14 protein-coding genes are annotated in these 13,664 nt (G+C 65.3%); 5 read left to right on the plus strand and 9 right to left on the minus strand.

What is annotated here, in order from left to right:
* From AC1Q7H_RS02830 to purB, 7 genes are all read right to left on the minus strand, one after another.
* A partial coding sequence (locus AC1Q7H_RS02830; RefSeq protein ID WP_492380946.1) for a response regulator occupies positions 1 to 559 on the minus strand: 559 nt, incomplete at its 3' end.
* A 6-nt stretch (positions 560 to 565) separates the two neighbouring features.
* The gene (locus tag AC1Q7H_RS02835; protein WP_013957948.1) at positions 566 to 1,897 is read right to left on the minus strand and encodes a sensor histidine kinase; all 1,332 of its coding nucleotides are present in this window, start codon (positions 1,895 to 1,897) and stop codon (positions 566 to 568) included.
* A gap of 22 nt (positions 1,898 to 1,919) precedes the next feature.
* A complete protein-coding gene (locus AC1Q7H_RS02840) occupies positions 1,920 to 3,311 on the minus strand; it encodes a class I SAM-dependent methyltransferase (RefSeq protein WP_211980280.1) in 1,392 nt (463 codons plus the stop codon).
* A 349-nt stretch (positions 3,312 to 3,660) separates the two neighbouring features.
* On the minus strand, positions 3,661 to 4,251 hold the full coding sequence (locus AC1Q7H_RS02845) for a YceI family protein (RefSeq protein WP_013957950.1): 591 nt from the start codon (positions 4,249 to 4,251) through the stop codon (positions 3,661 to 3,663).
* Between the two features lie 83 nt (positions 4,252 to 4,334).
* Positions 4,335 to 4,904 carry a YceI family protein gene (locus AC1Q7H_RS02850; RefSeq protein ID WP_013957951.1) on the minus strand — a complete coding sequence of 190 codons (570 nt, stop codon included), beginning with the start codon at positions 4,902 to 4,904 and terminating at the stop codon, positions 4,335 to 4,337.
* Positions 4,905 to 4,972: 68 nt separating this feature from the next.
* Entirely contained in the window at positions 4,973 to 5,527 is a 555-nt protein-coding gene (locus AC1Q7H_RS02855; RefSeq protein ID WP_114133767.1) for a cytochrome b, read from the minus strand.
* Between the two features lie 283 nt (positions 5,528 to 5,810).
* A complete protein-coding gene (gene purB / locus AC1Q7H_RS02860) occupies positions 5,811 to 7,187 on the minus strand; it encodes an adenylosuccinate lyase (RefSeq protein ID WP_013957953.1) in 1,377 nt (458 codons plus the stop codon).
* A gap of 375 nt (positions 7,188 to 7,562) precedes the next feature.
* Here purB and AC1Q7H_RS02865 point away from each other — a divergent pair, with 375 nt between their 5' ends.
* Complete coding sequence (locus tag AC1Q7H_RS02865; RefSeq protein WP_013957954.1) at positions 7,563 to 8,177, plus strand: glutathione S-transferase C-terminal domain-containing protein; 615 nt, start codon at positions 7,563 to 7,565, stop codon at positions 8,175 to 8,177.
* A 63-nt stretch (positions 8,178 to 8,240) separates the two neighbouring features.
* Here the strand turns inward: AC1Q7H_RS02865 and mnmA are convergent, their stop codons facing one another.
* Together mnmA and AC1Q7H_RS02875 are read right to left on the minus strand one after the other, a co-directional pair.
* Complete coding sequence (gene mnmA / locus AC1Q7H_RS02870; RefSeq protein WP_211980281.1) at positions 8,241 to 9,326, minus strand: tRNA 2-thiouridine(34) synthase MnmA; 1,086 nt, start codon at positions 9,324 to 9,326, stop codon at positions 8,241 to 8,243.
* Positions 9,323 to 9,826, minus strand: coding sequence for an NUDIX hydrolase (locus AC1Q7H_RS02875; protein ID WP_013957956.1), 504 nt, complete (start codon positions 9,824 to 9,826; stop codon positions 9,323 to 9,325). The genes mnmA and AC1Q7H_RS02875 overlap by 4 nt, the downstream gene beginning before the upstream one ends.
* A gap of 286 nt (positions 9,827 to 10,112) precedes the next feature.
* Between AC1Q7H_RS02875 and AC1Q7H_RS02880 the strand changes: the two genes are divergently transcribed.
* From AC1Q7H_RS02880 to AC1Q7H_RS02895, 4 genes are all read left to right on the plus strand, one after another.
* Entirely contained in the window at positions 10,113 to 11,234 is a 1,122-nt protein-coding gene (locus AC1Q7H_RS02880; protein ID WP_013957957.1) for a Re/Si-specific NAD(P)(+) transhydrogenase subunit alpha, read from the plus strand.
* Between the two features lie 57 nt (positions 11,235 to 11,291).
* The gene (gene panD / locus AC1Q7H_RS02885) at positions 11,292 to 11,654 is read left to right on the plus strand and encodes an aspartate 1-decarboxylase (protein ID WP_013957958.1); all 363 of its coding nucleotides are present in this window, start codon (positions 11,292 to 11,294) and stop codon (positions 11,652 to 11,654) included.
* 155 nt (positions 11,655 to 11,809) lie between these two features.
* Complete coding sequence (locus AC1Q7H_RS02890) at positions 11,810 to 12,151, plus strand: NAD(P) transhydrogenase subunit alpha part 2 (protein WP_013957959.1); 342 nt, start codon at positions 11,810 to 11,812, stop codon at positions 12,149 to 12,151.
* Positions 12,151 to 13,623: an NAD(P)(+) transhydrogenase (Re/Si-specific) subunit beta gene (locus AC1Q7H_RS02895; RefSeq protein WP_211982330.1), complete on the plus strand. Its 1,473-nt coding sequence runs from the start codon at positions 12,151 to 12,153 to the stop codon at positions 13,621 to 13,623. Before AC1Q7H_RS02890 ends, AC1Q7H_RS02895 begins: the two co-directional genes overlap by 1 nt.
* Positions 13,624 to 13,664 lie beyond the last annotated feature (41 nt).

The raw sequence follows: 13,664 nt of genomic DNA on the forward strand, positions 1-13,664 counted from the left end.
CCGCCTGGCCGATCTCGGCCTGGCGGCCAGCGCTGTATTCGCCGGCGACACGGCCGCGGATGCCGTGGGCAAAGTTGGCGATGGCCGCCAGCGGCGTGTTCAGTTCGTGCGCCAGAAAGGCCAGGGTCTCGTCGATCGCCATCAGCCGGTGCTGGCGCAGGGTGCGCTCGCGGTGGCGCTCGGCGGCGCGTGCCAGCACCTCGCGCAGGTCGGCCACGCTCAGCGGCTTTTCCAGGATGCGGAAGACTTCGCCGCTGTTGACCGTTTCCAGCAGCACATCCTTGTCGGCATAGGCCGTGACCAGGATGCGCACGATCTGCGGGTATTCCTGCGCCACCTGGCGCAGCAGCTGGCCGCCGTCGCGCCCGGGCATGCGGAAGTCGGTCACCAGCACCGCCACGCGGGCAGGGTCCGCGCGCAGCACTGCCAGAGCCTCGTCGGCGCCGTCTGCCACCAGCACCTCATAGTCGCCGCCGGCGGCCCGGGCGAAATACTTGCGGGCCATCTCCTCGTCGTCGACATAGAGAACGGCAAGCCGTGCCTGCTTCACTTCGCTCATGGCTGGTTACTCCGCACGCGGCAGGTCGAAGCTGAACGCGGTCCACTGGCCCAGTTCGCTCTCGGCATACAGCTGCCCGCCGTGGCGCTCCACCACCGCGTAGCTGATCGACAGGCCCAGGCCAAGCCCCTGCCCCACCTCGCGCGTGGTGAAGAACGGCTCGAACACGCGCGCCAGGTTTTCCTGGGGGATGCCAGGGCCGTTGTCGCGCACCATGATGTGCAGGCGGTGGTTGTCCCACCGGGCCGTGGTATGGATCGCCGGCGCGGCCGTGCCCGCCTTGCGCATGGCCAGCGCGGCATTCGAGAACAGGTTGATCAACACGCCGATGATGGCCGCCTCGTCGCCCAGCACCAGGGTGTCGGCAGGCAGTTCGCGGCTGAGGCTGACGCCGCGCAGCTCATGCGCGGTCAGCCGGATCGACGAATCGAGCGCCTTCTCGAACAGGAACGGCGTGCCTTCCACCTCGGCGCCCGGCTTGCGGTAGGCAAAGGTCTTGAGGTCGGAGACGATATGCTGGATGCGCTGCATCCCCTGCTTGGCGTCGACCAGGCACTCTTCCAGCGAAGGGTTCTCCTTGGCCTGCGGCTCTTCCATCGCCACCTCGATCGCCATCAGGCAGAAGTTGACCGGGTTGTTCACCTCGTGCAGCAGCCCGGCCGCCAGCGTACCGATGGCGGCCATCTTCTCCTGCTGCAGCATCTGGCCCTTGATGTCGGCCAGCCGGCGGTTGATCACCTCGAGCTCAGTATTCTTCTCGGCGACCTCGTCCTTCAGACGGAACAACATGAAGCGCGCCCGCTCGTTGAAGAAGGTATAGACCCCGCTGGCCGCCGCGGCGAACAGCAGGAACAGTGAATTGGCGATAAAAGCGCCCACCGGCTCGATGCCGCCGGGGTGGAACAGGCATGCCAGTACGTACAGCAGGTACGAGAGCACGCCGAACACCAGGTTCTGCCACAAGCCGAACGGCAGCGCGATGCCCGACGCGAAGATCGCGAGGTTAAGCCCGACGTAGTATGGCGACTGCGCCCCTTCAGTCTGCCAGATCATCCACGCAATCATGATCTGTGGCAGCAGCAGCCACGTCAGCGTCAGCCATGGCGCGAAGCGGCGCCCCGCAGCGCTGTACAGCACCACCACCACGCCCGCGATCAACAGCGACACCAGCACGCGCGCCACCCCGAAGGCAAGCTGCTGCTGCGGATACTGGCCGTAATCGAGTCCGACGCCGAGCAGAACCAGCGCGATCGCGGTATAGGCGCCGCCACGGCTGAATGCCAGGCGAAAGTCAGCCAGCTCGGACTGGTAGCCGGCGTAGAGTTGGTTGGTGCTCATGGCGTGCCCCGCAAGGACTGCTTCAGTCAATGGTGGCTTCCGCAAATACGTTGACGCCGGTGGCATCGCCGTAAATGCGGTGCGAGTGCGAATTTTCAGGCAGTAGCTGCGCCATGCCCGCGTCGTCGCGGTAGATCAGGTACCACTCCAGCAGGTGTTCCATGCCGAATTTCTCAGGATTGTCGACGTGGACGTTGGTTACCAGAATCTGCCCTCCGTGCCGCGAGCGGGAGGCGAAATACGAGAGTAGCCGCGTACACACCTTGTCGGACAGGTAGTCGAACAGGCCCGCACAATAGACCGCGTCGAACTCCCTTGCACTGGTATCGTCCGGCGAGATGCGCCGCTTGAGCAGTTCATGCACGGACTGGTGCACCATCTCGACGGCAACCTTGCTCCCGGCGCTGGTGGCCGAGCGTTCGATCGTGCTACGCGTGAACTCCAGCGTCTCTTCGCTGAAGTCGACCAACTGGAACGACAGCAGTTCGGGGTTGGGGTATTCGCGCACGAAGCGCTGGATCTCGAAGGCAGGGCCGCAGCCCACGTTGAGCACGCGGAACGGCCGGCCAGCGGCGCGCGCGCGATCGGCTTGGCGCGTCAGGAAATCGATCAGCAGTTCGATGCGGTTGCGGTGCGCGGTCGCCACCGCCGCCTTGAGGAAGGCGGTGTTGACGATCTGGAAATAGGTGGTGGGACCCTGCTGCGGGTCGTTCAGGATCTGGTTCACCATCTCGTAGTCGCCGGCATAGCCGAGCGGCTTGGTGAAGGTGCGGTATACGAACGGCGCCCGCAGCAAGAGCGGGTGCAGCGCCGACTGCGCGTAAGTGCGGTGCACCGGCGCGATCTCCGGATCCACGCGCTGGGCCTCGCCCTCAAGCCAATCCAGGTAGGTCTTTGTCTTGACCATGATGGGCGTGGCCAGCTCGTAGAAGACGTCCTCGCGGAGCTTGCCTTCAATCTTTGGCAGCGATTCGGTCATGTCGACCTGCTCGACCCAGCGCGACACTTCGGACAGGAACGCGCGCATCTCGTTGACCACGATCTGGTAGTCGCGCCGGATATTGAAGCGCGTGTCCCAGTCCTGCACAAAAAGCTCGGCTTCGCGCGCGACTGACTTGGGCTCGTTGGTCAGGTCCGTCAGTTCGCGCCACTCGTCGATCAGCGTCAGCGACACCACGGCGGTCAGGCCGGTGTTCACCAGGCTCATCACCACGGCCTTGCCGAGGTAGGCGTTCTTGGCCCCCATGCGGACGCTGAGTTCGCTCAGCACCTCGCTGACCTGCACGATCGAATACGGATTGTAGATTTCCATCACCAGAGACTTTCTCTGGAGATTGATGATCGTGCCCCGCACCTGCTCGCCCTGCGAGTTGCGGAAACCAACTACCGGATCGATTTGCGTTTTGGAATACACGGTATTGCGCCAGGGAAAACCGAGAAACGCTGCGGACCGTACAGGCAAGGCGGAACGGCCAGGTACAGCATGAGGGGCGAGGAGGTCGCGGGGATGGCTACCGGTATCGGGACATGCAGCGAATGCTCATAGTGATGCGCTTTAGCCGGTTGCGGGCATGGCTGCCCCCGCCTTGGCAGGAGTAGCATTGCCCCGATCAAGGAGGAATTGCCGCGGGCCATTGTACTGTGCCCGTCGGGGGTCGTACAACCAAGTGCCCTGGCAGGCGCCTGAATGATGCCGGACAACAAAAAAGGCCGGCATGGCCGGCCTTGACTGCCTGGAAGCCCGGCGCAGCGGGCTGGCACGCTCAGTCCGCGCGCACGCCTTCCACCTGGATGGCGAGCTTGACCTCGGGCTTGAAGCCCATTTTCACGCCATAGTCCAGGCCGAAGTCGGCACGGTTGAAATGGCCCACGGCGTCGGCGCCGCAGGCTTCGCGCTTGAGCATCGGGTGCTGGATGCACTTGAAGTCGCGGATTTCCAGCTTAACCGGCTTGGACACGCCGCGCAGCGTCAGCATGCCGTCAACCTCGGTCGGCACGTCGCCCTTGAACTTGGAGAACTTGCCCTTGTAGACGGCCTCGGGGAAGGCTTCCACGTCGAACATGTCCGGGCCCTTGGCGTGCTGGTTCAGCTTGGCATTGCCGAAATCGATCGAAGCCGGGTCGATCTTGACCTCGACCGAGCCCGCCTTGGCGGCACGGTCCAGCGTGACCACGCCGCTGGACTTGTCGAACTTGCCGCGCCAGGTCGACAGGCCGCCCAGGTGGTCGGCCTCGAAGCTCGGGTAGGTGTGGGTCGGATCGAGGTTGTACGTCACGGTATTGGCCGAAGCCACGCCGAAAGCGGCAGTTGCGGAAATGGCCGCGACGGCGGCAACGAGGAAACGCAGTTTCATGAAATCTCCCGACAAATCAGGTTGGGGCGGAACGTTCTCAGGAACGTCGATTGGGTACGTCAGCGGAATACCGGCCTTGCTTCCTACTTCTTGGCCAGCACGATACGGAATTTGATCTGCACGTCGTCGGCCACCACGGAAGTGTCCTTCCATTCGCCGTCGCCGATATTGAAGACCGTGCGCTTGATCGGCAGCGCGCCCTCGAACACCTGGACCGCGCCTTCCTGGCGGTAGGTGGCGGGCACCACCACGTCCACGGTCTTGCCCTTGATGGTCAGCTTGCCGGCCACGTCGTACTTGCCCGGCGTGCCGTTCTTGATGCTGGTGGACTGGAACACGGCCTTGGGGTACTTGGCGGCGTCAAACCAGTCCTTGCCCTTCACTTCCTTGGTGGTCTCGGCGTCGCCGATCTCGAAGCTGGACACATCGATCTCGACCTTGGCCGACGAGGTCGCCAGCTTGGCCGGGTCGAAGCTGACCGCGGCATCGAACTTCTTGAACTTGCCTTCCATCGGCACGCCAATCTGGCGCGCGACCGCGGTCACCGAGCTCTTGGCGGCGTCAACCTGCGCCCAGGCCAGGTTGGCGGCAATGCCGGAGGCGGCCAGGACGGCGGCGATGACGAGCGAGCCGCGGCGGGAATTGCGTTTCATCTCAAAAAACTCCTGTCAGGGTCGGCGCAGCGCGCCGCGGTACGGAAAAAGTTGGCCGGGGCGGCGCCTCAGCGCAGGAACGGCAGCATCCGGCCCAGCGTGCCGTCGCGGTCGACGAACTGGTGCTTGACCGCCGCCGCTGCATGGACAACGACCACAGCCGCCATCAGGTAGTTCAGCCAGATATGGACAAATTTCAGTACTTCTTTCAGTTCGTCGTTCTTTTCCAGCAGCGCCGGCATCTTCCACAGGCCCAGGTAGACCACCGGCACGCCCGCGGCCGAGCTGTAGAGGTAGCCGCTGATCGGCACGATCACGATCAGCAGGTACAGCAGGTGATGGGCGCCGGCCGCAGCCCTGGCCTGCCAGGCCGGCGTGCCGGGCGCCACCGGCGGTGCCGCATGGGTTGCACGCCACAGCACGCGCAGCACGGCAACCGCGAAGATCGTCACGCCCAGCCACTTGTGCCAGGAGTAGAGCTTGAGCTTGGTCGGCGTCAGTCCCGGAATGCCCGTCATGTACAGGCCGAGCCCGAACGCGGCGAAGATCGCCAGCGCAATGACCCAGTGCAAGGCGATCGCGGTGGCACCGTAGCCGGTGGGGGCATTGGCGGTAGAACGCATCGGATTCCTCTCGCTCGCGCAGGAGCGTTTCACAATTTTGGGGAAGGCACCGGCGAGGGCGGACCCGCCCGTGCGCTTACGATTCTCGCATTATTGCGGCGGGCTGTGCGCCGATGAAGGACAGTCCTTCATTAAGTTATTCAAATGCTTTGAAGTGACATTCTGTCGCAAGCGGCACAAAGCCGCAGCGACCTGCCGGCCGCGCTGCGCCAGAAAAGCAAAAAGCCATCCTCACGGATGGCTTTTGCAGCACGTCGCCCCGATTCGGGGGCGGAATGTGGCGTCAGATGCGCTCGGCCAGCACCACGGCCTTGCCGATATAGCTGGCGGGCGTCATGTCCAGTAGCAGCTTCTTGGCGTCGTCGGGGATCGCCAGGCCGTTGATGAAGGTCTGCAGCGCCTCGCGCGAGATGCCCTTGCCGCGGGTCAGCTCCTTGAGCTGCTCGTACGGGTTGGGCACGCCGAAGCGGCGCATCACGGTCTGCACCGGCTCGGCCAGCACCTCCCAGCAGTTGTCCAGGTCTTCGTCCAGGCGCTCGGGGTTGGTTTCCAGCTTGCCCAGGCCGCGCAGGCAGGCCTCATAGGCCAGCAGGCTGTAGCCGAAGGCCACGCCGATATTGCGCAGCACGGTCGAATCGGTCAGGTCGCGCTGCCAGCGCGACAGCGGCAGCTTCTCGGACAAGTGGCGCAGGACCGCGTTGGCCAGGCCCAGGTTGCCTTCGGAGTTCTCGAAGTCGATCGGGTTGACCTTGTGCGGCATGGTCGACGAGCCGATTTCGCCGGCCTTGGTCTTCTGCTTGAAATAGCCCAGCGAGATATAGCCCCAGACGTCGCGGTTCAGGTCGAGCAGGATGGTGTTGGCGCGGGCGATCGCGTCAAACAGCTCGGCCATGTAGTCGTGCGGCTCGATCTGGATGGTGTAGGGGTTGAAGGCCAGGCCCAGGCGGGTCTCGATCACCTGCTTCGAGAAGGCTTCCCAGTCGAAGGTCGGGTAGGCCGACAGGTGGGCGTTGTAGTTGCCCACCGCGCCGTTCATCTTGCCCAGCAGCTCGACCTGCTCGATGCGCTGGATCGCGCGCGCCAGGCGCGCGGCCACGTTGGCCATTTCCTTGCCCAGCGTGGTCGGGCTGGCCGGCTGGCCGTGAGTGCGCGACAGCATCGGCTGCGCGGCATTGAGCCTGGCCAGCTCGACCAGGCGGGCGTGCACGCGCTTGAGCGCCGGCACCACCACGCCCTCGCGGGCGCCCTTGAGCATCATGCCGTGCGAGGTGTTGTTGATGTCTTCCGAGGTGCAGGCGAAGTGGATGAACTCGCTGGCGGCTTCCAGCTCGGCGTTGCCCTTGACCTGTTCCTTGAGCCAGTACTCGACCGCCTTCACGTCATGGTTGGTGACGGCTTCGATTTCCTTGATGCGGGCGGCATCGGCCTCGCTGAACTTGTCCACCAGCGCCAGCAGCGCGGCCTCGGAGGCGGCCGAAAACTTCGGCATGTCGGGCAGGCCGGCCTGCGCCAGCGCGATCAGCCAGTGCACCTCGACCTTGACGCGGTTGCGCATGAAAGCGGCCTCGGACAGCCATTCGCGCAGCGCATCGGCCTTGGCGGCGTAACGGCCATCGATCGGGGACAGGGCGGTGAGCGGCGAAAGCGAAGAGGAGGTCATGCTGGAAACCGGGAAAAGGGAGGCAATGGAAGAAGGCGACGAACAAGGCGCGCCGCGGGGGCTGGCGCTGTCAGCGTTGGCGGCGGGAGGGATCGAAAAAGCGACTTTATGCGGCCGGATGCGTCCAAAACGCAATGCCGGCAGGCCCGCCGGCGCTGCGCAACGCGGGATTTTACCACCCCTGCCCCGGCTCCGGGCAGCGGTAAAGCGCCGCCGCGGGGCATCGGTGCGCAAGCCCGCATTCGCCACGCACCGCGGGTATACTCGCGCACGCCGTTCCAGTAGCCTGTTATGAAGTGCATCGGGCAAGCCGCGTGCCCCACCGCCGCTGCCGCAGAGCGACGATGCACTTCATAACAAGCTCAAGGGGAGAACATGAAGCTGTATGCGTCCCGGACCAGTCCCTACGCGCGCAAGGTGCGCGTGGTGATGGCCGAGAAAAAGATCGAGTGCCAGCTCATCGAAGAGGATGTCTGGTCGCCCGAGACCAGGATCGGCCAGTTCAACCCGCTCGGCAAAGTGCCTTGCCTGGTCATGGAAGACGGCGGCGCGATCTTCGATTCGCGCGTGATCGTCGAATATGTCGACACCTTGACGCCGGTCGGCCGGATGATCCCGCAGGGCGGGCGCGAGCGCCTGGAAGTCCGCTGCTGGGAGGCGCTCGCCGACGGCCTGCTAGACGCTGCGCTGCTGGTGCGCCTGGAGGCAACCCAGCGCGAGCCGCACGAGCGCAGCGAGCGCTGGGTGCAACGCCAGCGCGGCAAGATCGACGCGGCGCTGGTGGCCATGGCGCACGGCCTGGCCGACCGCCCCTTCTGCACTGGCACGCACTATTCGCTGGCCGACGTGGCGGTGGGCTGCGCGCTGTCCTACCTGGACTTCCGCTTCCCCGAGATCGCCTGGCGCGAGAGCCATCCCAACCTGGCGGCGCTGGAGGAAAAGCTGTCCAAACGCCAGTCGTTTATCGATACGGAGCCGCCGCGCGGCTGATCCGCAGCGGCCGACAAGAAAACACCCGCCTCGAGCGGGTGTTTTTTCGTGCAGCGGCAGCGCTTACTGGATGATGCCGCCGCCCAGACAGATGTCGCCGTCATACAGCACCGCCGACTGGCCGGGCGTAACCGCCCATTGCGCCTCGGCAAACCCGAGCGTCAGCGCGTCGCCGTCCACCGCCTGCACCGTGCAGGCGGCATCGCTCTGGCGGTAGCGCGTCTTGGCCGCCATCGGCGCGCCCGCGGCAGGCGGCTCGCCGGCCACCCAGGACAGGTCCGACGCGGTCAGCACCGGCGTCAGCAGCCACGGGTGGTCGTGGCCCTGCACCACGTAAAGCGTATTGTTCGCCATATCCTTGCGCGCCACATACCAGGCATCGCCGTTGCCGTCGCGGCTGCCGCCCAGGCCAATGCCCTTGCGCTGGCCCAGCGTGTAGAAGGCCAGGCCGATATGCTCGCCCACGACCTTGCCCTCGGGCGTCTTCATCGGGCCCGGCTTGGTCGGCAGGTAGCGGTTCAGGAAATCGCGGAACGGGCGCTCGCCGATAAAGCAGATGCCGGTGGAGTCCTTCTTTTTCGCGTTCGGCAGGCCGATCTCGGCGGCAATCTCGCGCACGCGCGTCTTGGGGATCTCGCCCAGCGGGAACAGCGTGCGCGACAGCTGCGCCTGGTTCAGCCGGTGCAGGAAGTAGCTCTGGTCCTTGGTATGGTCGAGCGCCTTGAGCAGCTCGAACCGGCCGGCCGCGTTCTGCCGCACGCGCGCATAGTGGCCGGTGGCGATGGTTTCCGCCCCCAGCGACATGGCATGGTCGAGGAAGGCCTTGAACTTGATCTCGGCATTGCACAACACGTCCGGGTTGGGCGTGCGCCCGGCGGAGTATTCGCGCAGGAAGTCGGCAAAGACCCGGTCCTTGTACTCGGCGGCAAAGTTGACCGCCTCCACGTCAACGCCGATCAGGTCGGCCACCGACACCACGTCCAGCCAGTCCTGGCGCGTGGAGCAGTACTCGCTGTCGTCATCGTCTTCCCAGTTCTTCATGAACAGGCCGATGACCTCGTAGCCCTGCTGCTTGAGCAGCCACGCGGTCACCGATGAATCGACCCCGCCCGACATGCCCACGACGACACGTTTTCCCGCACCACTCACAGCTGCACTCCCAGCGGGACGGCCGCGGCCAGCGCCGACGGGTGCGTGTACAAGGCGTCCAGCGCAAAGCGCTTGCCGGCCAGGTAGTCGTTGACGCAGGCCATCACCAGCGGCGAACGGTGACGCTCCGGGCAGGCGCGCAGTTCTTCCGCGCTCATCCAGACCGTGCGCACGATGCCGGTATCGAGCTGGCGGCCGGCGTCGAGCGAGCCGAGGTCGCCGGTAAAGGCAAAGCGCACATAGGTCACATCGGTGCCGGTGCGCGACGACAGCGAACGGCCCATGTAGCAGCCCAGCAGCGCGCGCGGCTCAAAGGTGTGCGCGGTCTCTTCCAGGGTTTCGCGGATCACGGCGCGGATCAGGCTCTCGCCCGGGTCCAGGTGCCCGGCGGGCTGGTTCAGGCGCAGCCCGTCGGCGGTTTCCTCTTCGACCAGCAGAAAGCGTCCACCGCGCTCGATCACGGCGGCAACGGTCACGCTGGCATTCCAGTCACTTGACATGATGCTCAATTTTTAGGCAATCCCGCATTCTACCGGTTGCGGGCCCATCGTGCAGCGCCGCCGACCCGCCATGGCCCCCGGCCGATGAGCCCGCCTGGTGCTGAATTGCCGGCTGCAACTACCCTTTGGCGGTCGCCGCAAAAGCCGACCGGCCGGTCACCGTTGAACGTCAGATTCCTGTAAGCTGCGAAAAAATTGTTGCGCTGCGGCTTAAGCCTGCGGCGCGCACGGGCCAGCCGTCGGTCCGCCCAACCAGACAAGACGCCAGCTAAAGGAGAAATTGACGATGTACATCGGCATCCCGCAGGAGACGCGGGCCGGCGAGACTCGCGTCGCCGCCACCCCGGAGACAGTCAAGAAGTACGTCGCCCAGGGCCACAAGGTGGTCGTGCAGGCCGGCGCCGGCGTAAGCGCCAGCCAGCCCGACGGCGCGTATGAGGCGGTCGGCGCCACCATCGGCACCGCAGCCGAAGCACTGGGCGCGCAACTGGTTTTGAAGGTGCGCGCGCCGGACGCCGCCGAACTGGCGCAGATGAAGCCAGGCGCCGTACTGGTCGGCATGCTCAATCCCTTCGACGCCGAGAACAACGCGCGCATGTCCGCTGCGAACATCACCGCCTTTGCCCTGGAAGCCGCGCCGCGCACCACGCGCGCGCAGAGCATGGACGTGCTGTCGTCGCAGGCCAACATCGCCGGCTACAAGGCCGTGCTGGTGGCCGCGCACCACTACCAGCGCTTCATGCCGATGCTGATGACCGCTGCCGGCACCGTCAAGGCCGCGCGCGTGCTGATCCTGGGCGCGGGCGTCGCCGGCCTGCAGGCCATCGCCACGGCCAAGCGGCTCGGTGCGGTGATCGAGGCCTCCGATGTGCGCCCAGCGGTCAAGGAACAGATCGAATCGCTCGGCGCCAAGTTCCTCGACGTGCCCTTCCTCACCGATGAAGAGCGCGAGATCGCCCAGGGCGTCGGCGGCTATGCCCGCCCGATGCCGCCGGACTGGATGAAGCGCCAGGCCGAGCTGGTGCACCAGCGCGCCGTCCAGGCCGACATCGTCATCACCACCGCACTGATCCCGGGCCGCAAGGCGCCGGTGCTGCTGCAGGAAACCACCGTGGCGCAGATGAAACCCGGCTCGGTGGTGGTAGACCTGGCCGCGGCACAGGGCGGCAACTGCCCGCTGACGGTGGCCGACGAAGTGGTCAACCACAACGGCGTCATCATCATCGGCCACACCAACCTGGCCAGCATGGTCGCGGCCGACGCCTCGGCGCTCTATGCCCGCAACGTGCTGGACTTCCTCAAGCTGGTCGTCGACAAGGACGGCCAGTTCACGCTGAACCTTGAAGACGACATCGTCGCGGCCTGCCTGATGTGCAGGGACGGCCAGATCGTGCGAGAGGCGGCGTAATTTCCACGGGAGCCGTGCGCCCACTGCTTTTGCATCAAATATAAGGACGTATCACCCATGCAACGCATCATGCTCCGCGCCAAGCTCCACCGCGTCACCGTGACGCAGGCGGACCTCAACTACGAGGGTTCGTGCGGCATCGATCAGGACCTGCTGGACGCTGCCGACATGAAGGAGTTCGAGAAGATCGAGCTGTACAACGTGAACAACGGCGAGCGCTTCTCCACCTACATCATCAAGGGCGAGCGCGGCAGCGGCGAGATCTCGCTGAACGGCGCCGCGGCGCGCCGCGCGCACCTGGGCGACCAGCTGATCATCTGCACCTACGCGCCGATGAGCGACGAGGAGATCGCCGCCTACAAGCCCAAGGTCATCCTGGTGAACGAGAACAACGGCATCAAGGAAATCAAGAAGTTCTGATGGCGGCCTGCCGCAGGGTTGCTCCCCTCTCCCGCTTGCGGGAGAGGGAGCGCGCCGTCAGTCAGAGCCACTGGCCCTTGGCACGCCGTAATGCAGCAAAGAAAAAACACAGTAAAACGCCGCATCCCGGATTCAAAGCAACGGAGGAGAAGTCGATGGAGATGGTGAACCACACGGTGATCAACCTGATCATCTTCGTGCTGGCGATCTACGTGGGTTACCACGTGGTCTGGACGGTTACGCCAGCCCTGCATACACCCCTGATGGCGGTGACCAACGCGATCTCGGCGATCATCATCGTCGGCGCCATGCTCGCCGCGGGCCTGACCGAAGGCGGGGTCGGGCGCGTGATGGGCACGCTGGCAGTGGCACTGGCCGCGGTCAATGTGTTCGGCGGCTTCCTGGTCACCCAGCGCATGCTGGAGATGTTCAAGAAGAAGGAACCGAAGGCCAAGGCGCCTGAGGCCAAGCCGGCGCTGGCCAGGGAGGGCGCGTGATGACCGGTCTTGTCAGCATGAACCTCGTCACCCTGCTCTACCTGGTGGCCTCAGTCTGCTTTATCCAGGCGCTCAAGGGCCTGTCGCACCCGGCCTCGGCGCGCAAGGGCAATGCCTTCGGCATGATCGGCATGGCCATTGCCGTGGTGACCACGCTGGTCCTGATCATCAAGCTGAAGAATGAATTCCTCGCGGCGGGCACGGCCCAGTCGTCGGTGGGCACGGGCCTGGCGCTGATCTTCGCCGCGCTCGTGGTCGGCGGCGGCATCGGTGCCTACGTGGCGAAGAAAGTGCAGATGACCAAGATGCCCGAGTTGGTCGCGGCGATGCACTCGCTGATCGGCCTGGCCGCGGTGTTCATCGCGGTGGCGGCAGTGGCCGAGCCGGCGGCGTTCGGCATCAGCCCGGCAGGCTCGCACCTGATCCCGCTGGGCAACCGCATCGAGCTCTTCATCGGCTGCTTCGTCGGCGCGATTACGTTCTCGGGCTCGGTGATCGCCTTCGGCAAGCTGGCCGGGCGCTACAAGTTCCGCCTGTTCCAGGGCGCGCCGGTGGTGTTCGCCGGCCAGCACTGGCTGAACCTGCTGCTGGCGGTGGCAATGGTGGGCTTCGGCGTCATCTTCTTCCTGTCGCAGGACTGGCTGCCGTTCCTGATCATGCTGGCGATCGCCTTCGTGCTGGGCGTGCTGATCATCATCCCGATCGGCGGCGCCGACATGCCGGTGGTGGTGTCGATGCTGAACTCGTACTCGGGCTGGGCAGCGGCGGGCATCGGCTTCTCGCTGAACAACCCGATGCTGATCATCGCTGGCTCGCTGGTGGGCTCCTCCGGTGCGATCCTGTCGTACATCATGTGCAAGGCGATGAACCGGTCGTTCTTCAACGTGCTGCTGGGCGGTTTCGGCGGCGCGACGGCGGCGGCGGCGACGGGCGATCAGCAGCAGCGCCCGGTCAAGTCGGGTTCCGCCGACGATGCCGCGTTCCTGATGGGCAATGCGGAGACGGTCATCATCGTGCCGGGCTATGGCCTGGCCGTGGCGCGCGCCCAACACGCGCTCAAGGAACTGACCGAGAAGCTGGCGGAAAAGGGCGTGAACGTGAAGTACGCGATCCACCCGGTGGCGGGCCGCATGCCGGGCCATATGAACGTGCTGCTGGCCGAGGCCGAGGTGCCGTACGACCAGGTCTTCGAGATGGAAGACATCAACAGCGAGTTCGGCCAGGCCGACGTGGTGCTGGTGCTGGGCGCCAACGACGTGGTCAACCCGGCGGCCAAGAACGACCCCCAGTCGCCGATTGCCGGCATGCCGATCCTGGAGGCCTACAAGGCCAAGACCATCATCGTCAACAAGCGCTCCATGGCCGCCGGCTATGCCGGGCTGGACAACGAGCTGTTCTACATGGACAAGACCATGATGGTGTTCGGCGACGCCAAGAAGGTGGTCGAAGACATGTTCAAGGCGGTCGACTAAGGCCGTCCGCGCGCCGCGCGCAGGCCCGGGCCATCCCGGCC

It is taken from the genome of Cupriavidus sp. GW823-FHT06D04 (assembly GCF_058795055.1).

Excerpts from the sequence above, each read along its gene's own strand:
- AC1Q7H_RS02895 (WP_211982330.1), top strand. The coding sequence starts at position 12,151 with ATGACCGGTCTTGTCAGCATGAACCTCGTCACCCTGCTCTACCTGGTG.
- AC1Q7H_RS02880 (WP_013957957.1), top strand. The coding sequence starts at position 10,113 with ATGTACATCGGCATCCCGCAGGAGACGCGGGCCGGCGAGACTCGCGTC.
- AC1Q7H_RS02855 (WP_114133767.1), bottom strand. The coding sequence starts at position 5,527 with ATGCGTTCTACCGCCAATGCCCCCACCGGCTACGGTGCCACCGCGATC.
- AC1Q7H_RS02835 (WP_013957948.1), bottom strand. The coding sequence starts at position 1,897 with ATGAGCACCAACCAACTCTACGCCGGCTACCAGTCCGAGCTGGCTGAC.
- AC1Q7H_RS02850 (WP_013957951.1), bottom strand. The coding sequence starts at position 4,904 with ATGAAACGCAATTCCCGCCGCGGCTCGCTCGTCATCGCCGCCGTCCTG.
- AC1Q7H_RS02890 (WP_013957959.1), top strand. The coding sequence starts at position 11,810 with ATGGAGATGGTGAACCACACGGTGATCAACCTGATCATCTTCGTGCTG.
- purB (WP_013957953.1), bottom strand. The coding sequence starts at position 7,187 with ATGACCTCCTCTTCGCTTTCGCCGCTCACCGCCCTGTCCCCGATCGAT.
- AC1Q7H_RS02875 (WP_013957956.1), bottom strand. The coding sequence starts at position 9,826 with ATGTCAAGTGACTGGAATGCCAGCGTGACCGTTGCCGCCGTGATCGAG.
- AC1Q7H_RS02865 (WP_013957954.1), top strand. The coding sequence starts at position 7,563 with ATGAAGCTGTATGCGTCCCGGACCAGTCCCTACGCGCGCAAGGTGCGC.
- AC1Q7H_RS02845 (WP_013957950.1), bottom strand. The coding sequence starts at position 4,251 with ATGAAACTGCGTTTCCTCGTTGCCGCCGTCGCGGCCATTTCCGCAACT.
- panD (WP_013957958.1), top strand. The coding sequence starts at position 11,292 with ATGCAACGCATCATGCTCCGCGCCAAGCTCCACCGCGTCACCGTGACG.